22 protein-coding genes are annotated in these 24,921 nt (G+C 64.1%); 16 read left to right on the top strand and 6 right to left on the bottom strand.

Features of this window, described 5'->3' with window-relative positions:
• Nucleotides 1-25 precede the first annotated feature (25 nt).
• The 5 genes from BMG00_RS16005 (at nucleotide 26) to BMG00_RS15985 (ending at nucleotide 6,493) form a co-directional block, all read left to right on the top strand.
• Nucleotides 26-1,585: a di-heme oxidoreductase family protein gene (locus BMG00_RS16005; protein ID WP_078575031.1), complete on the top strand. Its 1,560-nt coding sequence runs from the start codon at nucleotides 26-28 to the stop codon at nucleotides 1,583-1,585.
• Nucleotides 1,585-2,565: an imelysin family protein gene (locus BMG00_RS16000; RefSeq protein ID WP_078575030.1), complete on the top strand. Its 981-nt coding sequence runs from the start codon at nucleotides 1,585-1,587 to the stop codon at nucleotides 2,563-2,565. Before BMG00_RS16005 ends, BMG00_RS16000 begins: the two co-directional genes overlap by 1 nt.
• Nucleotides 2,566-2,569: 4 nt before the next feature.
• Nucleotides 2,570-3,646, top strand: a complete 1,077-nt coding sequence (locus BMG00_RS15995; RefSeq protein WP_078530226.1) for a DUF1513 domain-containing protein — start codon at nucleotides 2,570-2,572, stop codon at nucleotides 3,644-3,646.
• An 82-nt stretch (nucleotides 3,647-3,728) separates the two neighbouring features.
• Nucleotides 3,729-4,418, top strand: a complete 690-nt coding sequence (locus tag BMG00_RS15990) for a DUF2927 domain-containing protein (RefSeq protein WP_078575029.1) — start codon at nucleotides 3,729-3,731, stop codon at nucleotides 4,416-4,418.
• 245 nt (nucleotides 4,419-4,663) lie between these two features.
• The gene (locus tag BMG00_RS15985) at nucleotides 4,664-6,493 is read left to right on the top strand and encodes an SLC13 family permease (RefSeq protein ID WP_078575028.1); all 1,830 of its coding nucleotides are present in this window, start codon (nucleotides 4,664-4,666) and stop codon (nucleotides 6,491-6,493) included.
• A gap of 398 nt (nucleotides 6,494-6,891) precedes the next feature.
• On the opposite strand, the gene BMG00_RS15980 is transcribed toward BMG00_RS15985, so the two are convergent.
• Entirely contained in the window at nucleotides 6,892-7,203 is a 312-nt protein-coding gene (locus tag BMG00_RS15980; protein WP_078530223.1) for an ETC complex I subunit, read from the bottom strand.
• A gap of 353 nt (nucleotides 7,204-7,556) precedes the next feature.
• Here BMG00_RS15980 and uvrB point away from each other — a divergent pair, with 353 nt between their 5' ends.
• Nucleotides 7,557-9,740: an excinuclease ABC subunit UvrB gene (gene uvrB / locus BMG00_RS15975; RefSeq protein ID WP_078575027.1), complete on the top strand. Its 2,184-nt coding sequence runs from the start codon at nucleotides 7,557-7,559 to the stop codon at nucleotides 9,738-9,740.
• 462 nt (nucleotides 9,741-10,202) lie between these two features.
• Here uvrB and BMG00_RS15965 read toward each other — a convergent pair whose 3' ends face one another.
• A complete protein-coding gene (locus tag BMG00_RS15965; RefSeq protein ID WP_078575025.1) occupies nucleotides 10,203-10,784 on the bottom strand; it encodes a rhodanese-like domain-containing protein in 582 nt (193 codons plus the stop codon).
• Nucleotides 10,785-10,861: 77 nt separating this feature from the next.
• Between BMG00_RS15965 and BMG00_RS15960 the strand changes: the two genes are divergently transcribed.
• Nucleotides 10,862-11,326, top strand: a complete 465-nt coding sequence (locus BMG00_RS15960; RefSeq protein WP_078530219.1) for a YdcF family protein — start codon at nucleotides 10,862-10,864, stop codon at nucleotides 11,324-11,326.
• 13 nt (nucleotides 11,327-11,339) lie between these two features.
• On the opposite strand, the gene BMG00_RS15955 is transcribed toward BMG00_RS15960, so the two are convergent.
• The 3 genes from BMG00_RS15955 to BMG00_RS15945 form a co-directional block, all read right to left on the bottom strand.
• Nucleotides 11,340-11,612, bottom strand: a complete 273-nt coding sequence (locus BMG00_RS15955; RefSeq protein WP_078575024.1) for a hypothetical protein — start codon at nucleotides 11,610-11,612, stop codon at nucleotides 11,340-11,342.
• A 104-nt stretch (nucleotides 11,613-11,716) separates the two neighbouring features.
• Complete coding sequence (locus BMG00_RS15950) at nucleotides 11,717-12,034, bottom strand: antibiotic biosynthesis monooxygenase family protein (RefSeq protein ID WP_078530217.1); 318 nt, start codon at nucleotides 12,032-12,034, stop codon at nucleotides 11,717-11,719.
• A gap of 304 nt (nucleotides 12,035-12,338) precedes the next feature.
• Entirely contained in the window at nucleotides 12,339-13,208 is an 870-nt protein-coding gene (locus BMG00_RS15945; RefSeq protein ID WP_078530216.1) for a MurR/RpiR family transcriptional regulator, read from the bottom strand.
• Between the two features lie 129 nt (nucleotides 13,209-13,337).
• Between BMG00_RS15945 and BMG00_RS15940 the strand changes: the two genes are divergently transcribed.
• The 7 genes from BMG00_RS15940 to BMG00_RS15910 all read left to right on the top strand — a co-directional run bounded on the left by BMG00_RS15940 (nucleotide 13,338) and on the right by BMG00_RS15910 (nucleotide 21,090).
• A complete protein-coding gene (locus tag BMG00_RS15940) occupies nucleotides 13,338-14,108 on the top strand; it encodes an N-formylglutamate amidohydrolase (RefSeq protein WP_078575022.1) in 771 nt (256 codons plus the stop codon).
• Nucleotides 14,108-14,614 (top strand): TRAP transporter small permease subunit, encoded by a 507-nt coding sequence (locus BMG00_RS15935; protein WP_078530214.1) that lies wholly within the window; start codon nucleotides 14,108-14,110, stop codon nucleotides 14,612-14,614. The genes BMG00_RS15940 and BMG00_RS15935 overlap by 1 nt, the downstream gene beginning before the upstream one ends.
• Nucleotides 14,614-15,939, top strand: a complete 1,326-nt coding sequence (locus tag BMG00_RS15930; RefSeq protein WP_078575021.1) for a TRAP transporter large permease — start codon at nucleotides 14,614-14,616, stop codon at nucleotides 15,937-15,939. The genes BMG00_RS15935 and BMG00_RS15930 overlap by 1 nt, the downstream gene beginning before the upstream one ends.
• Nucleotides 15,940-15,988: 49 nt before the next feature.
• Complete coding sequence (locus BMG00_RS15925; protein ID WP_078530212.1) at nucleotides 15,989-17,023, top strand: TRAP transporter substrate-binding protein; 1,035 nt, start codon at nucleotides 15,989-15,991, stop codon at nucleotides 17,021-17,023.
• A 120-nt stretch (nucleotides 17,024-17,143) separates the two neighbouring features.
• Entirely contained in the window at nucleotides 17,144-18,508 is a 1,365-nt protein-coding gene (locus tag BMG00_RS15920) for a glutamine synthetase family protein (protein ID WP_078575020.1), read from the top strand.
• Between the two features lie 48 nt (nucleotides 18,509-18,556).
• Nucleotides 18,557-19,945: an aldehyde dehydrogenase family protein gene (locus BMG00_RS15915; RefSeq protein WP_078575019.1), complete on the top strand. Its 1,389-nt coding sequence runs from the start codon at nucleotides 18,557-18,559 to the stop codon at nucleotides 19,943-19,945.
• Complete coding sequence (locus tag BMG00_RS15910) at nucleotides 19,942-21,090, top strand: iron-containing alcohol dehydrogenase (RefSeq protein ID WP_078530209.1); 1,149 nt, start codon at nucleotides 19,942-19,944, stop codon at nucleotides 21,088-21,090. Before BMG00_RS15915 ends, BMG00_RS15910 begins: the two co-directional genes overlap by 4 nt.
• 52 nt (nucleotides 21,091-21,142) lie before the next feature.
• Here the strand turns inward: BMG00_RS15910 and BMG00_RS15905 are convergent, their stop codons facing one another.
• Entirely contained in the window at nucleotides 21,143-21,652 is a 510-nt protein-coding gene (locus BMG00_RS15905; protein WP_210401961.1) for a hypothetical protein, read from the bottom strand.
• Between the two features lie 357 nt (nucleotides 21,653-22,009).
• On the opposite strand from BMG00_RS15905, the gene BMG00_RS15900 reads away from it, so the two are divergent.
• Together BMG00_RS15900 and BMG00_RS15895 are read left to right on the top strand one after the other, a co-directional pair.
• The gene (locus BMG00_RS15900) at nucleotides 22,010-24,100 is read left to right on the top strand and encodes a YjbH domain-containing protein (protein ID WP_078575018.1); all 2,091 of its coding nucleotides are present in this window, start codon (nucleotides 22,010-22,012) and stop codon (nucleotides 24,098-24,100) included.
• Complete coding sequence (locus BMG00_RS15895; protein ID WP_078575017.1) at nucleotides 24,097-24,792, top strand: YjbF family lipoprotein; 696 nt, start codon at nucleotides 24,097-24,099, stop codon at nucleotides 24,790-24,792. Before BMG00_RS15900 ends, BMG00_RS15895 begins: the two co-directional genes overlap by 4 nt.
• The last annotated feature ends 129 nt before the right edge of the window (nucleotides 24,793-24,921 follow it).

The following is a 24,921-nucleotide window of genomic DNA, read 5'->3' as shown; positions in this document are numbered from 1 at the left end:
CCGCGCAACCTTCGAATAGCAAGCGATGCCCTCCTCACGCCCAGCCAACCCCCTCCGCCACCTTTCGTGCCGCGCTCTGGCCGCGGCGTGTCTTTGCGCCGGTCCCGCGGCGGCCCTCACCCTCGACGATCCGCATCTCGCGGTGGTCGCGCGCACGCCCGAAGAGGCTGCGCGGATCGAGGCGGTCACCGCCCCGACGCATGATTTCTCCAAGCCCGAGCGCTTCGAGGAAATGCCTGCCGGAGCTGCCACCGTGCGCGCTCGGCGCAATGCCGATGCGTTCTCGCAGCCTTCGGGCAATATCGACTTCGCGCGCGAACTGGACTTCAAGGTCGGCAACGGGCTCTTTCGCAAGATCTGGGTCGAGGCCCCCGCCTCGACGCGCGCCTCCGACGGGTTGGGCACGCTCTACAATGCGCGGGGCTGCCAGAATTGCCATATCAAGGACGGGCGCGGCCATCCGCCCGAGGGCCCCGAGGATACCGCCGTGTCGATGTTCCTGCGGGTCTCGGTGCCGGGCGACCGGGCCGACCTGAATGCGCAGATGGCCGAGATCGAGGATTATATCGCGAGCGCCCCCGACCCGATCTATGGCGGCCAGCTGCAGGATTTCGCGACGACCGGACATGCGGCCGAATATCGGCTGGATATTCGGTATGAAGAGGTCGACGTGGCGCTGTCCGAAGGCGAAACCGCGACGCTTCTCAAGCCCCACTACCGCGCGGCCGATCTCGGATATGGTCCGTTGGCCGAAGATGCGATGCTCTCGCCGCGCGTGGCGCCGCAGATGATCGGGCTTGGCTTGCTCGAAGCGATCCCGGCGGCGGACATCCTCGCTCTGGCCGATCCCGAGGACAGTGATGGCGACGGGATTTCGGGGCGTCCCAATATCGTCTGGTCGATCGAGCTGGCCCGCCCGATGCTGGGGCGTTTCGGCTTGAAGGCCGGTGTGCCGACGGTGAAGGAACAATCGGCTGCCGCTTTCTCCGGTGACATGGGGATTTCCTCGCCGCTCTTTCCCGATCCCTGGGGCGATTGCACCGCGGCGCAAGCTGCGTGCCGCACCGCGATCCATGGCGGCGATCCGGAAGAGGACGGCTTTGAAATCGACGCGGAAGGTCTTGATCTTGTGAGCTTTTACAGCCGCAACCTCGCCGTTCCCGCGCGCCGCGACGCCGCCGATCCGCAGGTATTGCGCGGCAAGCAGATCTTCTACGAGACTGGCTGCACCGCCTGCCACAAACCGAAATTCGTCACCCACCGGCTCGAGGGCCAGCCCGAGCAGAGCTTCCAGCTGATCTGGCCCTACACCGACTTGCTGCTGCATGACATGGGCGAGGGTCTGGCCGACAATCGCCCCGAGGGTCGCGCGACGGGACGCGAATGGCGCACGCCGCCGCTTTGGGGGATCGGCATGACCGAGACGGTCAGCGGCCATACCCGTTTCCTGCACGACGGTCGCGCGCGCAACCTGCTGGAGGCGATCCTTTGGCATGCTGGCGAAGCGGACCCCGCGAAGACCCGCGTGATCGAGATGCCGAAAGCCGACCGCGACGCCCTGATCAAATTCCTGGAGAGCCTGTAATGCGCCTGCCCGCCCTTCTGCTATCGCTCACGCTTGCCGCGCCCGCATTCGGCGGCGTCTCTGAAGCGCTTGAGCAAGACATCCTGCCAGGGTTTGCAGGCTTTGCCGAAGCCGCCCGGACGCTGGCCGAGACAGCAGAGGCCGATTGTACCGCACCTTCGGTCCGCCCTGCCTATAACGCCGCCTTCGATGCCTGGCTTGCGGTGGGGGACCTGCGCCTCGGGCCATCGGAGACGGCGGCCCTGTCGATTGCCTTCTGGCCCGACGATCGCGGTTTCACGCAGCGAACAGTCACGAAGATGGTCGCACAGCAAGATCCGGTGGTCGATGACCCTGCACGCTTTGCCGAGGCTTCGATCGCGGCCAAGGGTTTGTTCGCACTCGAGATGCTGCTCTACGACCCCGCTTTCTCGGGCTATGACGCGCATAGCTACAGCTGTCGCTACGTGCAGGCCGCGAGCATTGAACTGGCGCGTCAGGCACAGGCGCTCAACGCCGATTGGGAGGAGTTCGCGAAGGTTCTGGAAACCGCCGGGGCGCCCGACAACGCGACCTATATGAGCGATGACGAGGCGATCCGCGCGCTTTACACCCAACTGCTTTCGGGGCTCGAATTCACCGCTGACAGCCGTCTCGGGCGCCCCCTTGGTACCTTTGACAAACCCCGACCCAAGCTTGCCGAAGCACGGCGCTCCGGTCGCAGCCTGCGCAATGTTCTCCTGTCGACGGAAGCCGCCGAGCAGCTTGCCCATGCGCTTGTCGACCACGATCTTCCGCAGGTGGACGCAGCGTCGGACAACATCAAGAAAGCCGCTCAGTCGATTGACAAAAAAGACTTATCTGGCGTGAGCGATCCGCAATCCCGGCTCCGCGTCGAGATCCTCCAACAACAGGTGCAGTCCATGCGCCGCGCGGTCGAGACCGAGATCGGCACCGCGCTCGGCATCTCGGCCGGATTCAACTCGCAAGACGGAGACTGACCCCATGACCACCCGCCGCTTTTTCCTCGCCGGTCTTCTCGCCGCCTCGGCCGCGCCGAACCTGAGCTGGGCCGCCGCCGGTGACCCCGCCTATATCGCCGCCGCGAAAACCCCCGACGGGCGCTTCGCGCTCTTTGGCCTCGATCCCGAAGGCGCGACCCTGTTTCAACTTCCCCTTCCCGCGCGCGGCCATGCGGGCGCAGGCCACCCGACCCGCGCAGAGGCCGTGGCCTTCGCCCGCCGTCCGGGCCATTTCGCGCTGGTCATCGATTGCGTGGGCGGCGCGGTCATCCGTACGCTCACGCCACCCGAGGGACGCCAGTTCAACGGCCACGGCGTCTATGTCGAGAATGGCGCGCGTCTCCTCACGGTCGAGCAGATGGCCGACACCAGCGCCGGCGTCATCGGGATCTGGGATGTCGAGGCGGGCTATCTGCGCGTCGGGGAGTTCGCGACCCACGGCATTGGCCCGCATGACCTGCGGCTGATGGGGGATGGGCGCACGCTGGTCGGGGCGAATGGCGGGATCGCGACCGATCCGAGCGACCGAACGAAGCTGAACATCGACACGATGCGCCCGAACCTGAGCTATTTCGATCTCGACGGGCGGCTTCTGGAGACAATCGAGCTGGAGCCCGAGCTTTGGCAGAACTCGATCCGTCACCTCGCGCTCGGTCCCGACGGACAGGTGGGTTTCGCGATGCAATGGGAAGGCGCGCCGGATGCCGCCACGCCCCTTCTGGGCCTGCATCGGCGGGGCGAGGCCCCGGTGCTTGCCTCAGCCCCGCTTGCGGACGAGCTGGCGATGAAGGGCTATGCCGGCTCCATCGCTTTTTCGGGCGATGGTTCGGAAATCGCGATCAGCTCACCGCGCGGGGGGAGGCTCCATCGCTTTGCGCCCGACGGGAGTTTCCTCGGCGCGGTCTCGCGTGCCGATGTCTGCGGGCTCGCGACCCACCCGGCAGGCTATCTGGCCAGCGACGGGCTGGGTGGGCTGATCGCGGTCGGCGCGCAAGGCACGCGACCGCTCGGGCGGCAGGACTGCGCCTGGGACAACCACATCGTTTCGCTGCAAAGCTGAGGCGAATCGCTCAAATCGCTTGACGCATCCGAGGCCCCCGGTGAACCCTGTGAGCATCGTCTCACAGCGCCCGGGAGCCTCCATGCGCCACGCCCTCACCGTCGCCGCCCTGATGACCGCGCTTAGCGCACCACCGCTCTTCGCCGAAGGACTGGTGCGTTGTGAAGGCAAGTTGAGCGACCGCGATCTCTATCGTGCCGTCGCCTGCGAAGCGCAGCCCGGAGGCGCCTGCAAATTGCCGATGCGCAAATGGTTCGCGCCGAAACGCAGGAACCTTACCGTGGCCATCAAGTTCGTCTCCCCGCATTTCCCGGACCGTACGCGGCGCGAAATCCATAATGCGCTTCTCGACTCCACGCAGGAGATCAACGCCGCCGGGGCCGATCTCCGAGTGACCTATGTCACGGGCAAGCGCGCCGATATCGAGATTTTTCTCAGCGCCACGAAAGAAGGCGGCATCGTGCGCGATACGGGCGACCGGATGGTCGACGGAACGCGCATGGAAAAAGGCAGCGTCGCGCGCGTCACCTTCTTCTGGCAGACGAATACCGGCCGGATCAGCGAAGCCGATATCGTCTTCACCCGAGATATCCTGTCGCGCGACATTCGCTCGATCGTGCTCGAGGAACTCACCCAAAGCCTCGGATTTTCGACCGATATCGTGAACCCCTATTACACGCAGCGCTCGATCTTTTCCGAGGACGGGAATTCCGTGACCAGGTTGGGCGGGCAGGACATGATCGCCCTGCGCACCCACTACCCTCCGCAGTGATCGAGACGCTGACACGATCGAGTGCAATGCCCGCGTAGGCTAAGTGGGCCCACGGCCGCCCCGGGGAGCGGATCGGTGCGTGATCCGATTGCTTTTCGAGACACCCGTTTCGCCAAGTGACCTTTCATCTGCCCGCGAAGGTCTGCAAGATGGGTTTCAGGAAAACCTTCCCTCCCCCCTGAGGTGATCGTGTTGCGCATGCCGATGACAACAGGACATCGTCAAACCCGGAAATCGGAAACCTGATGACATTCGAGCTCGCATCCGTCCTGGTCCTTCTCATTATCTCGCTTGCGCTCTTCGTCCTGGGAAAACCGCGCATGGATGTGGTCGCGGTTCTGCTCGTGATCGCGATGCCCTTCACCGGGCTGATTTCCGTCTCCGAGGCGCTCAAGGGATTTTCCGATCCCAGCGTCATTCTTATCGCGGCCTTGTTCGTCGTGGGCGAAGCCCTGGTGCGAACCGGCGTTACCCAGTGGATCGGCGATCAGCTCAGCCTCCGCTCGGGCGGCAGCGAGGCCAAGATGCTCGTTCTGCTGATGCTGTTTGCCGCCGGGCTCAGCGCCTTCATGAGTTCGACGGGCGTTGTCGCGATCTTCATTCCGATCGTCCTGAGTGCAGCGCGCAAGGTCCATATTCCGCCAAACCGACTGATGATGTCCCTTTCGATCGCGGCGCTCATTTCGGGCATGCTCACGCTTGTCGCAACCCCGCCGAACATGGTGCTCAATGCCGAGCTGATCCGGCAGGGATATGACGGTTTCGGGTTCTTCGATTTCTCTCTTTTCGGCGTGCCTGTCCTGGTCTTCGCGATCCTCTACATGCTGTTCATGCGTCGTTTTCTTGGCCCGGGGAAACAGGCATCGACCTCTGCCAGCCTGCGACCGAGGTTTCGCGATCTGCTTGAACGCTTCGGCCTGGCTGATCGGATCGCGCGCATTGCCATCCCGGCCGCGAGCAACATCACGGGACATCGGCTCGACGAGCTCGGTCTCTTCGGACGCGATGGCGTCGCCATCTTCGCGCTCGAGCGCCGCAGGCGGCACGGGAGGGAGTTTCTGCTTCCGCAGGCCCATGAACAGATTGTCGCCAACGACCGTCTCATCGTCATCCTGTCGTCCCCCTCTTTCGACCTCGATGGGTACATTGCGTTGCACGATTTGCAGCGATGCGCCTCTTTCGAAAACTCCACCCCCCTTCCCAACCGTGACGTGGGGCTCGTCGAAGCGATGGTTCCGCCGAACTCGCCTCTGGTGGGCAAATCGCCCGTCGAGGCAAACCTCAGGACCATTTCGGAACTGAGCGTCCTGGGCATCTGTCGCAGCCAGCAACCCGTTACGGGCGACGTGGCCAATACGCAGCTGAAAGCAGGCGACACGCTCCTGCTCAGCGGTCCGTGGAGGACGATCCAGCGTTTGCAGGAGCATCGGCGCGATCTCGTCCTTCTCGAACTGCCCGAGGAGGCCGAGGAATATGTGCCCGAACGCAAGCGAGCGAAGACCGCAATCGCCGTCCTTGCCGCCATGGTGCTCGCGATGACATTCGGGGTGCTGCCGAACGCGCAGATCGCACTGATAACCTGCATCGCGCTAGGGGTTTTCGGCTGCATTGATCTTCCGTCGGCCTATCGCGCGATCAACTGGCAGACCTTGGTGCTCATCGCCGGCATGATACCCTTCGCGCTGGCGCTTGAACGCGCAGGCGGCGTCGATCTTGCGGCCGCGACCGTCCTTGATACCTTTGGAGAAAGCGCCCCGCGCGTCGTGCTCGGAACGCTGTTTCTGGTGACGATGACGTTGAGCCTGTTCATGTCCAATACCGCGACAGCCGTGCTGATGGGGCCGATCGCGCTTGCGATCGCGAAGGGCATGGGCGCTTCGCCAGAGCCCTTCATGATGTGCGTGGCGCTGGCGGCTTCGACGGCGTTCATGACGCCCGTCGCCTCGCCCGTGAATCTCCTCGTGCTGAGCCCCGGGGGTTACCGTTTCGTCGACTTCCTGAAAATCGGGACGCCGCTCGCGCTTTTCACCTTGCTGGTCGCGGTGGGGCTTTTGCCGATCGTTTACGATTTCTGACGGCGCCCGCCGGACACGCGAAAACCGGCGATTGAAGTCGCAGGCGAGTCGTCCTGCGTGTGCTCGAGAACGAAACGCAGATCATTGGTGCGAAGGTCATCAGCCAGCGTTTCAACCGCGATCAGTTCGGCCCGTTGGAGGAGCCAGACCGATCAGAAATCTCATGGCGTCAGTACTGGGCAACACAAGAGCGCGTCGCGAGCGGGAGCCCCCCTCACCGCCCCTCAAAGCGCCCATACCCCGGACCGTCTTTGGCGAGCGACGCGCGATCGCGCGCCACCTTGCGTGACACAAAAAAGCCTACGAAAACGAGGCGCAATCCCCAGCCGCGCCCACGCCGTTTGACCCAAGGCAAAACCCGGCCTCCCATCGGGAGACCTCAGGTGTGCTATACGGGATCAATGCGTCCAGTTGGCACGCCGGTCGGTAGCGAAGTTCTCGCCATAGCCGCGCGGGCGGATATTGGCGGAGCGCTTGTGCGGCTCGGTCACCAGATAGTCGATGCCCTTTTCCTTGGCATAGGCCTCGGCCGCCTCGCGGCTCTCGAAACGCAGACGCACCTGGGTCTGGGTGTCATCCGAACTCGTCCAGCCCATCAGCGGATCGATCTCACGCGCGTCGGCGGGAACGTAATCGAGATACCAGAACTTGGTTTTCGCGGTGCCCGACTGCATGGCGTTGCGGGCGGGTTGGTAGATGCGCGCGCGCATGGACAAACTCCTCAGCGATGCTTCCCCTTCCTCTTAGAGCATCGGAAACAAATCGCAAGCCTTCAAGCCACCAGAAACCGCCCACGCGTCGTAGATCCCCATTGAGAGCCAAAGGTTTCTGCCAGCCGGCTGGGGAGCGAGGGGTGAAGTGGTACGCCGGCCGGCAGATCTACACTGCTTGCCCGCTCACCTTGCATGGTCCCAGGATCTGAATCAAGCAAGTTCCGGCCATAACAAATTGATAAATATGTAAAATTCAGAACCATCCAGAAACCCTTCCTTAACCCTGTGCGCAACCCCTTGAACGCGAACGAAAAGAGGACAAATCTAGGGTCCAGCGAAAGGTCTGCGCGATGCCCCACAACAATACGAACCTGCCCACCGAACGTCCCGACGTGCTCACACGCCCCAAGCTCGAAGGCGGCAAGCGGTTCGTGATGAAGACGGATTTCGCACCCGCAGGCGACCAGCCCACCGCGATCGCGGAGCTGTCGGAGGGCGTCAACGCGGGAGAGCGCGACCAGGTGCTGCTCGGCGCGACGGGCACGGGCAAGACCTTCACCATGGCCAAGGTCATCGAAGAGACGCAGCGCCCTGCGATCATCCTTGCGCCCAACAAGACGCTGGCTGCGCAATTATACGGCGAATTCAAGGGCTTCTTCCCCGACAACTCGGTGGAATATTTCGTCTCCTACTACGACTACTACCAGCCCGAGGCCTATGTTCCGCGCTCGGACACCTATATCGAGAAGGAATCGCAGATCAACGAGCAGATCGACCGGATGCGGCACTCGGCAACGCGGGCGCTGCTCGAGCGTGACGACGTGATCATCGTGGCCTCGGTGTCGTGCATCTACGGTATCGGCTCGGTCGAGACCTATTCGGCGATGACGCAGGATCTGAAGGTCGGCGACCTGATCGAACAGCGCAAATTCCTCGGCGATCTGGTGGCGCAGCAATACAAGCGTCTCGATGCGGCCTTCCAGCGCGGCGCGTTTCGCGTGAAGGGCGACACCGTGGACCTGTGGCCCGCGCACCTCGAAGATCGCGCGTGGCGCTTCAGCTTCTTCGGAGAAGAGCTTGAAGCCATTACCGAATTCGATCCGCTGACCGGGGCGAAGACCGACAGTTTCGAGCAGATCCGCATCTACGCGAACAGCCACTACGTCACGCCCCGCCCGACGCTGCAGCAGGCGACCAAGGGCATCCGCAAGGAGCTGACGCAGCGGCTCAAGCAGTTGCAGGACGAAGGCAAGCTGCTCGAGGCGCAACGCCTCGAACAGCGCACGAATTTCGATCTTGAGATGCTGGAGGCCACCGGCGTCTGCAACGGGATCGAGAACTATTCGCGCTATCTCACCGGCCGCGCGCCCGGTGAGCCGCCGCCCACCCTGTTCGAATTCATCCCCGACAACGCGATCGTCTTCGCCGACGAATCCCACGTCACCGTGCCCCAGATCGGCGGCATGTATCGCGGCGACTACCGGCGCAAGTTCACGCTGGCCGAACACGGCTTCCGCCTGCCCTCCTGCATGGACAACCGCCCACTGAAGTTCGAGGAATGGGACGCGATGCGCCCGCAATCGGTCTTCGTCTCGGCCACGCCTGCCGCGTGGGAGCTGGAGCAGACCGGCGGCGTCTTCACCGAACAGGTCATCCGCCCGACCGGCCTTCTCGACCCGGTCGTGGAGATCCGCCCGGTCGAGACTCAGGTGGACGATGTGCTGGATGAAATCCGCACGGTCGCCGCGCGCGGCTACCGGACGCTCGTCACCACGCTGACCAAACGCATGGCCGAGGACCTGACCGAATACCTGCACGAACAGGGCGTACGGGTGCGCTACATGCATTCCGATATCGACACGATCGAGCGGATCGAGATCCTGCGCGACCTGCGCCTTGGCGCTTTCGACGTGCTGGTGGGGATCAACCTGCTGCGCGAGGGGCTCGACATCCCAGAATGCGGTCTGGTCGCGATCCTAGATGCCGACAAGGAGGGCTTCCTGCGCTCGGAAACCTCGCTGATCCAGACCATCGGCCGCGCCGCGCGCAACGCCGATGGCCGGGTCATCATGTATGCCGACAAGATCACCGGCTCGATGCAGCGCGCGATGGACGAGACCGACCGCCGCCGCGCCAAGCAGATCGCCTATAACGAGGAGCACGGCATCACGCCCGCGACGGTGAAGAAGAATGTCGAGGACGTTCTGGCCGGGCTCTATCAGGGCGACACCGACATGTCGCGCGTCACCGCCAAGGTCGATGCGGTCAAGCCCGGCGCCAACCTCGCCGCCCATCTCGACGATCTGCGCGCCAAGATGCGCAAGGCCGCCGAGGATCTGGAATTCGAGGAAGCCGCCCGCCTGCGCGACGAGGTGAAACGGCTGGAGGCGGTGGACCTCGCCGTTCACGACGACCCGCTCGCGCGGCAATCGGCCGTGGAGGCCGCGAGCGAAGCGGCGGTGAAGGCGAAAGGCCGGTCGACGGCGGGGCGGCCGGGGCAGAGAGGTGGTGTGAAGCGGAGGAAGGGGCGGTGATGCAAGACGCTCCTAACTTCCCATTGAATGACTTTCAAATTGGGCCAGAGTGGGAGAAAGCAGTCAGAGTTTCGTGGGCTGCACTTGCAGAATGGCGCTCTTTCATCATCGGAGTGGATGGACGGGCGGGAATTGGAAAATCGGTATTTGCGAGATACTTGAGCTTCCGCCTCAATATGCCAGTCATAGAACTTGACAATTTCAAAACAGGCAACGGGTTAATTGCGCACTCTGCTTGTGCAAACGAACTCGTTTCGCGGAGACATGAGAGGAATCGCCCGGTTATCATAGAGGGTGTCCTACTACAGGACATCCTCGCCACTATGGGCCGGTCAGCAGATTTTCTAATTCGTTTTGTGAAGCCGGAAGACGACGGGCCAGACGAGTTTCTTTCCGCATGCGAAGATTACGAAATGAGAACTTCGCCTGACCTAATTGTCTCAGCAACTCACTTGGACTAACTCACTCCGTCACCGTCAGCCCCAGCAGACGCCATTGCTGCATCCCGCCGCGGTAGTAGTAGATCTTCTCGGCCGGGAAGCCCGCCTCGATCATCCGCCGCGCGGCCGTGGGGGACTGGCCGCACCACGGGCCGTTGCAATAGAGCGCGGCCGATTTCACATTCTCGCCGGAGCAGTCGAACCCCTCGAAATCGGGCTCGCAACCCAGCTCGCCCAGACGGTCGGCGGCTTCCGTATAGGGCACGTTGACAGCCCCCGGGATCGCGCCGCCGTCGAAATCGGACTTCACCCGTCCGTCGATCACCACGACATTGGGATCTTGCAGAAATTGCAGCATCTCCAGCTCGCCGATCGGGGACACGCCCTCGGCGGGCACCATCGGCTGGATACAGAAATTCGGACAGGGTCGCGAGGTCTTGGCCCAGTCGCCCTCCAGCTTGTTCTCATTGTCCTGGATGCGGCTGATCTCGACTGGGCCATTGGCGGTCTCGACAGTGACCGACATCATGTCCGGGCGGATATTGACCGGATCGGCGAAAGCCGGAGCTGCGGCAAGAAGCGCCGCGATGATCGTAATGCGCATGAAAACCTCCCATTTTTAAAATTATAGCATGCGCATTCCGGCTTGTCCTGCAAGAGGCCAGCGCCTAGCTCGGAAGGATGAGCACCATCCTGATCCTCGGCGCGGCCGTCTGGCCCGGTGGCGCCCCCTCGCCCGCTCTGGTGCGACGCACACGCCACGCGGCGCGACTTTTCCACGCCGGGAAAAGCGATCGGGTGATCTGTTGCGGCGGGCTCGGGCGGCATGAGCCGAGCGAGGCGCAGGCCATGGCCGCGATCCTGCGCGACGCAGGGGTACCGGAGGCTGCGATCGCGCTCGAGGATCGCTCGACCAGCACCTATGAGAATGTCGCCTTCGCGCGCGAGATGCTTACAGCCCGCGAGGTCGTCATCGTCACCGATCCCTATCACGCACCGCGCGCCATCGTCATTGCGCGGGCAATGGGGCTGATGGCACGGGCCGACTGCCCCGACCACCGCGCGAGCGCGAAGGCCCGCGCCCGCGAAGGATTTGCCTATCTCAAGCTCGGATGGTGGCTTTTGCGCGGGGCGCCGGCCCCGTGAGGCCGAAGCGCGCTCAGTCGAGGATGAGCTTGCCGATGACAAGCACCACGACTGCCCCCACCAGCGCGATCCCGACAATCGCGAGCAAACCGCCCGCCGCGAGAACCGCACCCCCCAGCAGCGCCGCGATGAAGGGGGTTATCAGCGCGCCGATGACGCCGATCGCGAGATAGGCGCCCGTGTGACGCCCGCCCGAGACGAGGCTCGCGAACCAGCCCGCAAGCAGCCCCGCGATGACCAGCAGCACCATCCCGACCGTCCCGATGGCTTGAAGAACATCTTCCATGTCACTCTCCGCTATGTCTTTTCACATCAACGCGGATATGGGGGTGCAAGTTCCCATCCGTCCAGCGCTACCGCACGAAAAACCGCGGGCCGCGCAGGCGCCGCTCAGAAATCTGCCGCGACCTCGTACATCACCGGCTCGAAGCTCCGGCAAAGCGTGTTGATCACCCGGTTGCGGGCGATCATCTCGGGGCTGCGCAGCATTGCCTGATAATCCCCGCGCTCTGCCCATTTCGAATAGGTGGCGATGCGGGTACGTGCATCATTCATATGCAACCCCGCGCCAACGAAGCCGGGCGCTTTCGAGATCACTTCCGAATAGGCCGACTGAAGCTTCTCCATCAGTTCGTCGGCGGTGGCGGGGGTCATCTCGAAGGTGCAGATCACGGTCTGCCCGTTGAAATCGCTGGAAATCTCGGTCATGGGCGGTCCTCCTCCGGCTCATGCTCGCACAGATGCGCGTGAAAATCACCGCTCTTTTCGCACGCCTGCAGCGGCAGCAAAGCCCGCGCCGGGATCGGCACGATCAGAACGATGCGGATCAGCTCGGCACCGACGAACCAGCTCGCCGCGCCCGGCGAATTCGCCTAGGGGGCGCTGCCCCCTCTGGCCTATCGGCCATTCACCCCCGAGATATTTTCATCAAGAAGAAGATGCGGTCCGTTCCGCTTCTTCTTGATCTAAATATCTCGGGGGAGGCTCCGAAGGAGACGGGGGCAGCGCCCCCTTACTTCCGCCGGAAGAAGCGCGCGCGGTCGTAGAGCTCTTCGAGGCGCTTCATCCGCGCTTCGGTCTCTTCCCAGGTGAGCGATTGCACGGCGGCCATCAGCGTCTCGACCAGCACCTGGATCGCGACGGTCGAATCCCAGGCCGAGGGCACCTCGATCTGGGCAGAGAAACGGAACCGGGCATGGGCGGCGGCGGGGCTGACCCAGGGGTCGGTGAACAGGATCACCTCGACGCCCTGATCGGCCGCCATTTCCACCAGTTGCAGCACCGTGTTCTCGTAACGCCGGATATCGAAAACGAGAAGCGCATCCCCCTTGCGCATTTCCAAAAGCGCGGGCGGCCAGGCGTTCGACACCGGTTCGAGCAGTTCGACGCCGGGCCGGATCACCTTCATATGCGAGACGAAATATTGCGCGATCGGCAGGGTGATGCGCCCGCCCGTGGCAAAGATGCGGCGGTTCGGATCGGCCAGAAGGGCGGCGGCCGCATCGAATTGCGCATGGTCGATCTGTTTCAGCGTGGCTTGCAGATTGCCCAGCACCGCATCGGCGAAACGGTTGAGCATATGGGTCTCGGGCGCGTCCCCGGCCCAGCGGTCGTGTTTCACCAGCGGCGAGACAAGCTGCGCCTCCAGCTCGTCGCGCACCGCCTGTTGCAACCCGGGATAGCCGCCGAAACCCATCTTCTGCGCGAGCCGCACCACGGTAGGCGACGACACCTCGGCGGCGCGGGCGAGCTGCGTCACCGAGCCCAGAAGCGACATCGGGTAATGGCGCAGGATATGGCTGGCGAGCTGCTTCTCGGCCCGGGTCATCTCTTCGATGGCGCCCGAGATCTGGTCTTCGATGCTTTGCGAGACTGCCGCCAAATTGTGCACTCCTTGCCCAAAAGGATCGAACAGATCGTAACAGAAAAACAAATTCTGAAAATATCTTGACACAAAAGGGCACGCGAGGCGAGCCTGAATGCGAGTTGCAAGCGGGAATCGGGGACTGGGGTGAGCGGGAGTATAGCACCGATCCGGATCGAAGGGGCTGCCCGGAAGGGGCGCTGCGTCGTGATCTGCGAACATGCCTCGAATTCCTTCCCCGCGCCCTGGGGCGATCTGGGGCTGAGTGCCAAGCAGCGCGACGCGCATATCGCGTGGGATCCGGGTGCGCTGGCGCTGGCGAAAGGGCTGGCCGAGGCACTGGATGCGCCGCTGGCCCATGCCTGCCAATCGCGGCTGATCTATGATCTCAACCGCCCGCCGCAGCACGCGGGCGCGATGCCGGAACGTTCGGAAGTCCATGATATTCCCGGGAATATAGGACTGACGCGGGCCGCGCGTGCGGCGCGGACAGAGGCGCTCTACCTGCCCTTCCATGCCGAGCTGCGCGCGCTGATCGCGGGAAGGCTTGCGCGCGGTGCTGCCCCTGTGATCGTGACGGTGCATTCCTTCACGCCGGTCTATTTCGGGCAGCGCCGGGATGTCGAACTGGGTATGATCCACGATGCCGATGCCACTCTCGCAGAGGCCGTGCTGGCGGAGGCGCAGGCGCGAACGGGCCTCGATGCGCGGCTCAACGAGCCCTATTCGGGCGCCGATGGCGTGACCCATACGCTCGCGTTGCAGGCGACCCCGATGGGGCTTCCGAACGTGATGCTGGAGCTGCGCAACGACCTGATCGCGGATGCGAACGCGCAGGCTGCGATGGCCGCGACCCTCGCGCCGGTGCTGCAAGCTGCGATCGCGCGCATCGAAACTCAGACCGGGGAGGCCGCCTGATGCCGGGATGGATCCGCGCCTATGTCCGCTTTGTCGAGGGGTTCAACCGTCGCCTCGGGAAAGTGGCGATGTATCTGCTCTACGTGATCATGGCGATCATGCTGTTTTCGTCGGCGACGAAGATCCTGCATATCCCCGCGCTCTGGACGCTGGAGATGGCCCAGTTCACGCTGGTGGCCTATTACATGCTCGGCGCGCCGTGGTCGCTGCAGGGGGACGCGAATGTGCGCATGGACCTTCTCTATTCGCGCTGGTCCCCGAAAGGTCAGGCCTGGTGGGATGCGTTCACCGTCTTCGCACTGATGTTCTATCTCGGGATCATGGTCTACTCGGCCTTCGATTCCACGGTTTACGCGTTCGAATATAACGAGCGGAACCCGACCGCCTGGCGGCCCTATCTCTGGCCGATCAAGACGATCATCACCTTCGGTTTCGCAATGATGCTGTTGCAGGCGAGCGCTCTTCTGATCCGCGACATCGCGACGATCCGCGGGGAGGAAATCTGATGGATCACAACACCATCGCCCTACTGATGTTCTCGACGATGCTGTTGATGATGCTGACCGGTCAGCGGGTCTTCGGCGCGATCGGCTTCGTCGCGGTCGTGGCGGCCTTCGCGCTCTGGGGGCCCGGCGGCACGCAGATGGGCTTCGGCTCGGTGATGAAGCTGATGAAGTGGACGCCGCTGCTGACGCTGCCGATGTTCGTCTACATGGGCTACGTGATGTCCGAGAGCCGGCTGGCCGAGGATCTTTACCGGATGTTCCACGTCTGGTTCGGGCCATTGCCGGGTGGGCTCGCGATCGGGACGATCCTGCTGATGGTGATGATTTCGGTGATGAACGGGCTGTCGGTCGCGGGCATGGCGATCGGCGCCACGATCGCGCTGCCGGAGCTGCTGCGCCGGAATTACGACAAGCTGATGATTTCAGGCGTGATTCAGGCAGGGTCGAGCCTTGGCATCCTGATCCCGCCCTCGGTCGTGCTGGTGCTGTTCTCGCTGATCGCGCGCCAGCCGGTGTCCGAGCTGTGGCTCGCGGGCGCCATTCCGGGGCTGCTGATGGCGGTGCTGTTCGTCGCTTACATCGTGATCCGCTGCAAACTGAACCCCGATCTCGCGCCGCCGATGGATGCCGAGGAACGCGCCGCGATCACCATGCGCGAAAAGCTGCGGCTGCTGCGCGCGGGCCTGATGCCGGTCTTCATCTTCGTGGCGATGATGGTGCCCTTCCTGAAGGGCTGGGCGAGCCTGACCGAAGCTTCGGTGATCGGTGCGCTCTCGGCCGTGCTGGCGGCGGCGGTGAAGCGCCGCTTCACCTGGCAGGTCTTCAAGGTCTCGACCGAGAACACGCTCAAGATCACCGTGATGTTCATGCTGATCATCACCGCGGCGCTGTCGTTCGGCGCGGTGTTCGATGGCTTGGGCGCTGGCCGCGCGATCGAGGATTTCTTCACCGAGAGCCTCGGCCTTGGCCCGTGGCAGATCCTGATCCTGATGCAGCTGAGCTTTCTGGTGATGGGGATGTTCCTCGACGACACGGCGATGCTGGTGATCGTGGCGCCGGTCTATGTCAGCCTCGCGCGGCATCTGGGCTTCGACATGATCTGGTATGGTGTCCTTTATACCATCACCTGTCAGGTTGCCTATCTGACGCCGCCCTTCGGCTATAACCTGTTCCTGATGAAGGCGATGGCGCCGAAGGAGTTCACCTTGCCGGTGATCTATGCCTCGGTGATCCCTTTCGTGGGCGTCATGGTCCTGACGCTGATCCTCGTGATGATCTTCCCGCAGCTGGCGCTTTGGCTGCCGCATGCGGTTTTGGGACGATAACCAGAGCCCGGACAAACCGGGCCTTTCCTACCAACAAGGAGAATGAAAGATGACGACAAGACGTAAGTTTCTGACCACCGGGGCGGTGGGGGCGGCGGCAGCCGGTCTCGCGGCGCCCGCGCTCGCGCAATCCAAGATCAAGTGGCGGATGCAGACCTATGCAGGTCCGGCACTCGCCGAACAGGTCGTGGACAACTGCATCAAGACCTTCAACGAGATCGCTGACGGTCAGATGGAGATCGAACTCTATTACGCCGACCAACTCGTGCCGACCTCGGAGCTGTTCCGCGCGATGCAGTCGGGCACGATCGACGCGGTCCAGTCGGATGACGACTCGATGGCCTCGCCGACCGAAGTGACCGTCTTCGGCGGCTACTTCCCCTTCGGGCTGCGTTATTCGCTCGACGTGCCGACGCTGTTCAACGAATGGGGTCTCAACGAGATCTGGGACGAGCAGTATTCGGCCGTCGGCATCAAGCACATCTCGGCGGGCTCGTGGGATCCGTGCAACTTCGCGATGAAAGAGCCGGTGAAGTCGCTGGCCGATCTCAATGGCAAGCGGGTCTTCACCTTCCCGACCGCGGGGCGCTTCCTCGCGCAATTCGGCGTCGTGCCGGTGACGATCCCGTGGGAAGACGTCGAAGTCGCGCTTCAGACCGGCGAGCTCGACGGTGTCGCCTGGTCGGGCATCACCGAGGATTACACCTCGGGCTGGGGCAAGAACGCGCCCTACTTCCTGACCAACAACATCTCGGGCGCGTGGATCGGGCATTTCTTTGCCAACATGGATCGCTGGAACGAGGTCCCGGATCGTCTCAAGACGCTGATGAAGACCTGCTTCGACCAGTCGCATTACCACCGCCAGTACTGGTACTGGTCGGGCGAAGCGAAGCTGCGCGTGGACGGCACCGAGATGCAGCTGACCACGATCCCCGATGCCGAGTGGAAACAGGTCGAAGACGCCGCCCACAAGTTCTGGGACGAAATCGCTGCCGAAAGCCCGCTCAAGGCGAAGGTCGTGGACATCTTCAAGAAATACAACGACACCATGGCGAAGGCAGGCCCGCCCTACCGCTACGGCTGACGACATCGCGGGCGCGCGACGCTTTGATCGGTTCCGCGCGCCCTGCCCCACGTCCGGCTCTTGCCGGGCGCCTCGCCTCGCGGCAGTGTCGCGGGGCGCATTCAAACCCCGGAGGAGCCAATGACCGCCAAATTCTCGTTCGACGCGCTCAAGAAGGCCGTGAAGGCCGGCGAGATCGACACCGTGATCGCCGCACTGGTGGACATGCAGGGCCGCCTTCAGGGCAAGCGTTTCCACGCCCAACATTTCGTGGATAGCGGCTGGCAGGAGACGCATTGCTGCAACTACCTGCTCGCCACCGATCTCGAGATGGCCACGGTTCAGGGCTACGAGGCCTCGAGCTGGGAGCGTGGTTACGGCGACTATGTCATGAAACCCGACATGGAGACGCTGCGCCTGATTCCCTGGGTGCCGGGCACGGCGCTGGTGATCTGCGATCTGCTCGACCATCACACCCATCAGCCGGTGCCCCATGCGCCGCGCTCGGTCCTCAAGCGCCAGATCGGGCGCGCGAAGGAGATGGGCTATGACGTGATGATGGCGACCGAGCTGGAGTTCTTCCTGTTCGAGGAAAGCTACCCCGAGCTGTTCGACGCGGGCTATCCCGACCCGACCCCGGTGGCGCGCTACAATGTCGATTACTCGATCTTCGGCAATTCCCGCTGCGAGCCCGCGATGCGCGACATGCGCAATGCGCTTTACCGCGCGGGCATCCCGGTGGAGTGCTCGAAGGGCGAGGCCGAGCGCGGTCAGGAAGAGCTGAACGTGAAATACTCGGGCGGGCTCGAGACCGCCGACATGCATGTGCTGGTGAAGCAATGCGCGAAGGAAGTGGCGCAGTCGCATGGGCTCTCGGCGACCTTCATGGCGAAATACCACACCGACAAGGCGGGCTCGTCGAGCCACGTGCACCAGTCGCTGTGGAAAGCTGGCAAGCCCGTCTTCTTCGATGCGGAGGCGCCCAACGGCATGTCCGAGCTGATGCATCACTACCTTGGCGGGCAGCTGGCCCATGCCCGCGAGATCACCTATTTCCTCGCCCCCTACACCAACAGCTACAAGCGTTTCTGCGAGGGGCTTTTCGCGCCGACGAAAGCGGTCTGGTCGCTCGACAACCGCACCGCGGGCTTCCGCATCTGCGGCGAGGGCACCAAGAGCATCCGCGTGGAATGCCGGATCGGCGGGGCAGACCTAAACCCCTACCTCGCCTGTGCCGCGCTGCTCGCGGCGGGGCTTGCGGGGATCGAGGGCGAGATGGACCCGGGGCCGGAAGCCGCAGGCGATATCTACAAGGCGGGCGAAGTGACCGAGGTGCCCAAATCTCTGGGCGAGGCGCTCGGCGCGCTGGAAGGCAGCGCGATGCTGAAGGAGGCCTTCGGCCCTGAGGTGGTCGCCCATTACGCCCGTGCCGCGCGCTGGGAGCTGGAAGAGCAGAACCGCGTCGTGACCGATTGGGAACGGATGCGCGGCTTCGAGCGCGCCTGAGTTTTTGAAAGTGAGACCGCGGGCCGTGGACGCCCGCAAGGAGACATGATGTCGAAAGTGATCCAATGCATCTCGCCCGTCGACGGGCAGGTCTATGCCGAGCGCAAGACGCTCTCCCACCCGGAGGCGCAGGCGATGGTCGCGCAGCTCAAGGCGGCCCAGGCCGATTGGGCGGCGCGTCCGCTGGCCGAGCGGATCAAGCTCGTCGAGGCTGGTATCGCCAAGCTCAACGAGAAGAAGGACCAGGTCGTCGAGGAGCTGGCCTGGCAGATGGGCCGCCCCACCCGCTATGGCGGCGAATTCGGCGGCATGAACGAGCGCGCGGGCTACATGGCCTCGATCGCGGAAAGTGCGCTCGCGCCGATGGTGGTCGAGGAAAGCCCGGCCTTCCTGCGCCAGATCACCCGCGAGCCGGTGGGCCTCGTGCTGATCATCGCGCCGTGGAACTACCCTTACATGACGGTCATCAACTCGCTCGTGCCGGCGCTGATCGCGGGCAATACGGTGATGCTGAAACACGCCACGCAAACGCTGATGGTGGGCGAGCGCATCGCCGAGGCCTTCCACGAGGCGGGCATCCCGCAGGACGTGTTCCAGAACGTCTTCCTCAGCCATGAGGTGACCGAGACGCTGCTGGGCGAGCGCGCCTTCGACTTCATCAACTTCACCGGCTCGGTCGGTGGCGGGCGCAATATCGAGAAAGCCGCGGCGGGTACCTTCGTGGGCATGGGGCTGGAGCTGGGCGGCAAGGACCCGGGTTATGTGGCCAAGGATGCCGATCTCGATGCCGCAGTCGACGGGCTGATGGATGGCGCGCTGTTCAACGCGGGCCAGTGCTGCTGCGGGATCGAGCGGATCTATGTCCATGAAAGCCTGTATGACGCCTTCGTCGAGAAGGCCGTGGACTGGGCGAGCAAGCTGAAACTCGGCAACCCGTTCGAGCCGGAAACCACGATCGGCCCGATGGCGAACAAGCGCTTTGCCGATGTCGTGCGCGGCCAGATCGAAGATGCGATCACCGACGGGGCAAAGCCGCTGCTAGACCCGGCGCTGTTCCCGGCGGACGATGGCGGCGCCTATCTCGCGCCGCAGATCCTCGTCGATGTGAACCACGAGATGCGCGTGATGCGCGAGGAGAGCTTCGGCCCCGTCGTCGGCATCATGTCGGTGAAGAACGACGAGGAAGCCATCGCCGCGATGAACGATTGCGACTACGGGCTGACCTGCTCGATCTGGACCGCCGATCCGGTGCGCGCCGAGGCGATCGGCGCCCGGCTGCAGACCGGCACGGTCTTCATGAACCGCTGCGACTATCTCGACCCGGCGCTGTGCTGGACGGGCTGCAAGGAAACGGGCCGTGGCGGCTCGCTCTCCGTGCTCGGCTATCACGCGCTGACCCGACCCAAATCCTACCATCTCAAGAAGGTGACGAAATGAGCGCCCCCACCGCCAACTGGTCCTATCCGACCGCGATCAAATTCGGCCCCGGCCGGGTCAAGGAACTGGCCGATCACTGCAAGGCCGCAGGCATCACCAAGCCGCTTCTGGTGACCGACAAGGCGCTGGCGAGCCTGCCGATCACCGCGCAGGCGTTGGAAATTCTCGACTCCGCAGGTCTGGGCCGCGCGGTCTTCTCGCAGGTCGATCCGAACCCGAACGAGAAGAACATGGAAGACGGGCTCAAGGTCTATCGCGCGGGCGGGCATGACGGGGTCGTGTGCTTCGGCGGCGGCTCGGCGCTCGATCTGGGCAAGATGATCGCGCTGATGGTGGATCAGTCGGTAAGCGTCTGGGATCTCGAGGATATCGGTGACTGGTGGACGCGGGCCAACCCCGACACGATCGCACCGATCATCGCGGTGCCGACCACGGCAGGCACCGGTTCTGAAGTGGGGCGCGCGGGCGTTCTGACCAACTCCGAGACCCACAAGAAGAAGATCATCTTCCACCCGAAACTGCTGCCGGTGGTCACGATCTGCGACCCGGAGCTGACGGTGGGCATGCCCGCCTTCATCACGGCTGGCACCGGGATGGACGCTCTGGCGCATTGCCTCGAGGCGTTCTGCTCGCCCTTCTACCACCCGATGAGCCAGGGCATCGCGCTCGAAGGCATGCGGCTGGTGTTCGAGAACCTGCCCAAGGCCTACGCCACCCCGACCGATATCGAGGCGCGCGCGCATATGATGTCGGCGGCGGCGATGGGGGCGGTCGCGTTCCAGAAAGGGCTTGGCGCGATCCATTCGCTCAGCCACCCGGTCGGGGCGGTCTACGGCACCCATCACGGCACGACCAATGCCTGCGTGATGCCGATGGTGCTCGATTTCAACCGCGACGCCATCGAGGAGAAGATCACGCAAGCGGCGGCTTACCTAGGCATCGCGGGCGGGTTCGAGGGCTTCAAGGCGCGCGTCGAGAGCCTGCGCACCGAGCTGGGTATCCCCGCCAACCTCACCGCGATGGGCGTGAAAGCGGAAGACCTCGACATGCTGACGGATATGGCGCTGGAAGATCCCTCCTGCGGCGGCAACCCGGTCGAGATGACGCGCGAGAACACCCGCGCGCTGTTCGAGTCCTGCATTTAAGAAATAAGGGCGGATCCGGCGGCACTAGGGACGCAGCGTGCCGCCGGATCGCTCACCCGACCGGTGACGAGCCGGCCATTCGGATATAGGCGTCGGGCAAGGGGCTCTCGTGAGCCGCGACCTTTGCTCCGCCTTCGACGAAGCCCGAGACCACCGCGCCATGCGCGTGGATCAGGATCGCCACATTCGGATCATCGGACCGCTCGATGACGCGCACGCCATCGGGCAGCAATTCGATCTGCATCTCGACCTTGTCGGCCTGCGCGAAGATCTCGGCGAAAGCCGGATCCCAGTTGCGCAAGCCAAGGCCCTTCTCCATCCGCTCATGCATCGAGACCGCGTGTTTGCGGATCAGCGCCGCGATCTGCGGATCGTGCGAACGCGTGGTGGCGATGATGCCGTCAGGGGTCTCGGTGACCTCGCGGGCGATCTGGGCGTGATGCTTCAGAAGCGTGTGGAAATCGTGCTGGTCCTGCTGATGCCGCGCGGCATGGGCGGGGCCATGGCCCTTGCCATGACCATGGCGGCGCGCGTTCGGCATATGCTCGGCAGGTTGCGACATCGGGCTCCTCACTTCGTTATGTTATCAGATAACATATATTTTCGAGAGATCATTCTGACAGATTGCCGCAGGGGGCAGGTCGGGGCCAATCGCCCCCCAGCCGCAGGACGCCCCGGCGAACGCGTGTACATCGCGAACACCGGACTGGCGCAGCCCCATCGCGGATCGCCCCGCCTCAAGGGGTGGCCGCAGATGTTGCGCTCAGGGTGATTGCGCTCGCATTGAGGGCGCAGATCGACTGCCCCCATGCCGCCAAACTGCAACGCCCGTTCACACATCTTCACTCGCCTCTCGCGCGCGCGTGCAAAAGCGGTTACGAAAGGCCTCAGACTGGGAACGAACCTTCGGGGAAGACGGATGAAACGGATCACGGGCGGCATCGCGACGACGGCGCTTCTGGCGGGCATGGGGCTCGCGCAACCGGCGGGGGCGGAATCGACCATCGCCTGGAGCGTCGGAACGCTTGGCGCACCCGGTGCGATCGACACCCCCACCGCCGAGGTCTTCCGCGATGGCGAATTGGTGGGCTCGCTCTCGGGCTATCAGGGCAGCCAGCGCGCGAACTTCTCCTTTCAGGTCTTCCCGCGCCTGACCGCGACCGTGCGTTACTCGCGCGAGCAGGGGCTCGATGCGGGCGATACGCTTAAGGATCGCAGCCTCGATCTGCATCTCCAGGTGCTGAACGAAAAGGGCTGGCGCCCGGCCTTCGCCGTCGGCCTGCGCGACATCTTCGACAATGGGATCTACGCCTCGGAATATGTGGTCGCGACCAAGACCATCACACCACGCCTGCGTGCCAGCATCGGTTGGGGCTGGGGTCGGCTCGGTTCGGACGGCTCGGGTGGCGGCACGCGCCCTGCCCCCTCCACGACGGGCGGGTTGAACTCGGAGGCCTGGTTCAAGGGCCCCTCGGCACCCTTCGCGTCGATCGCCTGGCAAGCCACCGAAAAGCTCACGCTGAAGGCGGAATACTCCAAGGACGCCTATTCGGCGCAGGAGGCCGCGGGCGAGATTGACGTCAAGACGCCGTTCAACTTCGGCGTCGATTACAGGATCAACCAGATCGCCTCGGTCTCGGGCTATGTGCTGCATGGCGACAAGCTGGGGCTGCAATTCAACATCGCGCTCGATCCGCGTCATCCGGTCGCCCCCTCGGGGCTTGAGCGCGCCCCGATCCCCGTCGCGCCGCGCTCCGCACGCGCGGCCGACCCGGAGACCTGGTCGACCGACTGGGCCAATGACTCGACCGCCCGCCCCGCGATCCAGACCGCGATCGCCGATGCGCTGCGCAAGGACGGGCAGGTTCTGGAATCGCTCAAGCTGAGCCCGACCTCCGCCGATCTGCGGATCTCGAACGAGACCTATCGCGCCAACCCGCAGGCGATCGGCCATGCCGCGCGCATCGCGACGCGCGCCCTGCCCGCTTCGGTCGAGACGATCAAGATCACGCTGGTGGAGCGCGGCATGCCCGCCTCGACGACGACCCTCTCGCGCAGCGATATCGAGCGGCTGGAAAACGGCCCCTCGACCCAGATCGCGGCTGTCGCGCAGATCGGCGAGGCCGAGCGCGGCAATCAGGGCTATGTACAGACGGCTGGGCTCTATCCGCGCCTGCTCTGGGGCATCGGCCCCTACCTCGAGCTGTCGCCCTTCGATCCGGGCGAAGGGCTGCATGCCGATATGGGCTTTGCGATCAAGGCACGTTACGAATTCGCGCCCGGGCTCGTGCTTGCGGGCGAGGTGCGCCAGAAGGTTCTGGGCAATCTCGACGAGGTTACCACCACCTCCACCTCGACCGTGCCGCATGTACGCAGCGACATCTACGAATACCAGAAACACGGCGATCTCGCGCTTCAGAACCTGACCTTCGCGGCCTATGGACGCCCGGGCAAGGATCTCTATTCGCGCGTCACCGTGGGCTATCTCGAGCGGATGTATGGCGGCATTTCGGGCGAATTGCTGTGGAAGCCCGTCGACAGCCGCCTTGCGCTCGGGGCCGAGCTGAACTGGGTCAAGCAGCGTGATTTCGACCAGCGCTTCGGCTTCCAGGATTACGACACGGTCACCGGCTTCGTCTCGGCCTATTACGACTTCGGCGACGGGTTGACCGGCCAGCTCGACGTGGGTCGCTACCTCGCAGAGGATTGGGGCGCGACGATTTCGCTCGACCGCGAGATGGCCAACGGCTGGAAGATCGGCGCCTTCGCGACCTTCACCGACATGTCGGAAGAGGAGTTCGGCGACGGCCACTTCGACAAGGGTATCCGCCTGACGATCCCGCTGGGGTACGCGACCGGCCAGCCCTCGCTCAAGAGCTTCTCGACGACGATCCGGCCGTCGGTCGGCGATGGCGGCGCTCAGGTGAATGTCGACGGGCGGCTCTACGAGACGCTCGAGGGCAGCCACCAGGGCGGTCTCTATCGTGACTGGGGGAGGTTCTGGCGATGAGCGGGGCCCCTCGCGCCCTGTTCGGGGCGGTTCTGGGCCTCGGCCTGCTTGCGAGCTGCTCGAACCACGACAGCGCCGGCGTGCAGGAAGGCGGCTCGGTCGGCGGCACGATGGTGAAATCGGCCTTCGGCAAGATCCTTCCCGGCAAGAAAGCGGACGCGGCCCCGGCAGCACCCAGCGACCCGGCAAGCCTCGCGGCGGCGGCTCTGCAATCGATCCAGGGCCCCGTCATCCTCGTGACCTTCGAGGCGGGCAACGCCTCGACCGTGGGCGCGATGCGCGGCGAGAACGGGGCGATGCGCACCTACCAGACGCCCGATGCCCGCGCCTTCATCCTGCGTGACGGGCTGCTTGCGGGCACGCGCGGCCTCGGGCGCGACCTGATGTCGGCCGATACGTCTGCGGCAGGCGCGCTGATCCATGCGCGCAAGGCAGGCACCGCGAAACGAACCTTCCGTTATCTCGACGGCGACGGGGCGGAACGCCCCCTGCCCGTCACCTGTACGATCCAGCCCGCGGGCATCGTCGATCAGGGCGGGATCTCGGCCCGGCAGGTAGCCGAACGTTGCGAAGGCTCTGGCGTCACGCTTGACCTGAGCTATCTGGTGGACGGCAACGGCACGATCCTCGCGTCGCGCCAATGGATCGGGCCTGCGCTTGGATACGTGGCGATCCAACAGCTGCGCAACTGAGCGCCCGCCTCCCTCTTCCGAAACGAAAAAAGCCCGCGCAAAGACGCGGGCTTTTTCCAGTCCCCGGACTGTCAGGCCCTACCCCTCCTGTCCGGATATGAAAGAGGGCCGGAACGCATGCGTCCGGCC

It is taken from the genome of Thioclava marina (assembly GCF_002020135.1).
Taxonomy (GTDB): Bacteria; Pseudomonadota; Alphaproteobacteria; order Rhodobacterales; family Rhodobacteraceae; genus Thioclava; species Thioclava marina.
The sequence above is the reverse complement of the archived record's forward strand: the minus strand, read 5'-3'. Positions and strand labels throughout refer to the sequence as shown.

Bases quoted from the DNA above. Each gene is read 5' to 3' on its own strand.
- BMG00_RS15995 (WP_078530226.1), top strand. From the start codon at position 2,570: ATGACCACCCGCCGCTTTTTCCTCGCCGGTCTTCTCGCCGCCTCGGCC.
- BMG00_RS15925 (WP_078530212.1), top strand. From the start codon at position 15,989: ATGACGACAAGACGTAAGTTTCTGACCACCGGGGCGGTGGGGGCGGCG.
- BMG00_RS15950 (WP_078530217.1), bottom strand. From the start codon at position 12,034: ATGACCGAGATTTCCAGCGATTTCAACGGGCAGACCGTGATCTGCACC.
- uvrB (WP_078575027.1), top strand. From the start codon at position 7,557: ATGCCCCACAACAATACGAACCTGCCCACCGAACGTCCCGACGTGCTC.
- BMG00_RS15900 (WP_078575018.1), top strand. From the start codon at position 22,010: ATGAAACGGATCACGGGCGGCATCGCGACGACGGCGCTTCTGGCGGGC.
- BMG00_RS15955 (WP_078575024.1), bottom strand. From the start codon at position 11,612: ATGGAAGATGTTCTTCAAGCCATCGGGACGGTCGGGATGGTGCTGCTG.
- BMG00_RS15895 (WP_078575017.1), top strand. From the start codon at position 24,097: ATGAGCGGGGCCCCTCGCGCCCTGTTCGGGGCGGTTCTGGGCCTCGGC.
- BMG00_RS16005 (WP_078575031.1), top strand. From the start codon at position 26: ATGCCCTCCTCACGCCCAGCCAACCCCCTCCGCCACCTTTCGTGCCGC.
- BMG00_RS15965 (WP_078575025.1), bottom strand. From the start codon at position 10,784: ATGCGCATTACGATCATCGCGGCGCTTCTTGCCGCAGCTCCGGCTTTC.
- BMG00_RS15985 (WP_078575028.1), top strand. From the start codon at position 4,664: ATGACATTCGAGCTCGCATCCGTCCTGGTCCTTCTCATTATCTCGCTT.
- BMG00_RS15905 (WP_210401961.1), bottom strand. From the start codon at position 21,652: ATGTCGCAACCTGCCGAGCATATGCCGAACGCGCGCCGCCATGGTCAT.
- BMG00_RS16000 (WP_078575030.1), top strand. From the start codon at position 1,585: ATGCGCCTGCCCGCCCTTCTGCTATCGCTCACGCTTGCCGCGCCCGCA.
- BMG00_RS15980 (WP_078530223.1), bottom strand. From the start codon at position 7,203: ATGCGCGCGCGCATCTACCAACCCGCCCGCAACGCCATGCAGTCGGGC.
- BMG00_RS15915 (WP_078575019.1), top strand. From the start codon at position 18,557: ATGTCGAAAGTGATCCAATGCATCTCGCCCGTCGACGGGCAGGTCTAT.
- BMG00_RS15990 (WP_078575029.1), top strand. From the start codon at position 3,729: ATGCGCCACGCCCTCACCGTCGCCGCCCTGATGACCGCGCTTAGCGCA.
- BMG00_RS15910 (WP_078530209.1), top strand. From the start codon at position 19,942: ATGAGCGCCCCCACCGCCAACTGGTCCTATCCGACCGCGATCAAATTC.
- BMG00_RS15960 (WP_078530219.1), top strand. From the start codon at position 10,862: ATGAGCACCATCCTGATCCTCGGCGCGGCCGTCTGGCCCGGTGGCGCC.
- BMG00_RS15930 (WP_078575021.1), top strand. From the start codon at position 14,614: ATGGATCACAACACCATCGCCCTACTGATGTTCTCGACGATGCTGTTG.
- BMG00_RS15935 (WP_078530214.1), top strand. From the start codon at position 14,108: ATGCCGGGATGGATCCGCGCCTATGTCCGCTTTGTCGAGGGGTTCAAC.
- BMG00_RS15920 (WP_078575020.1), top strand. From the start codon at position 17,144: ATGACCGCCAAATTCTCGTTCGACGCGCTCAAGAAGGCCGTGAAGGCC.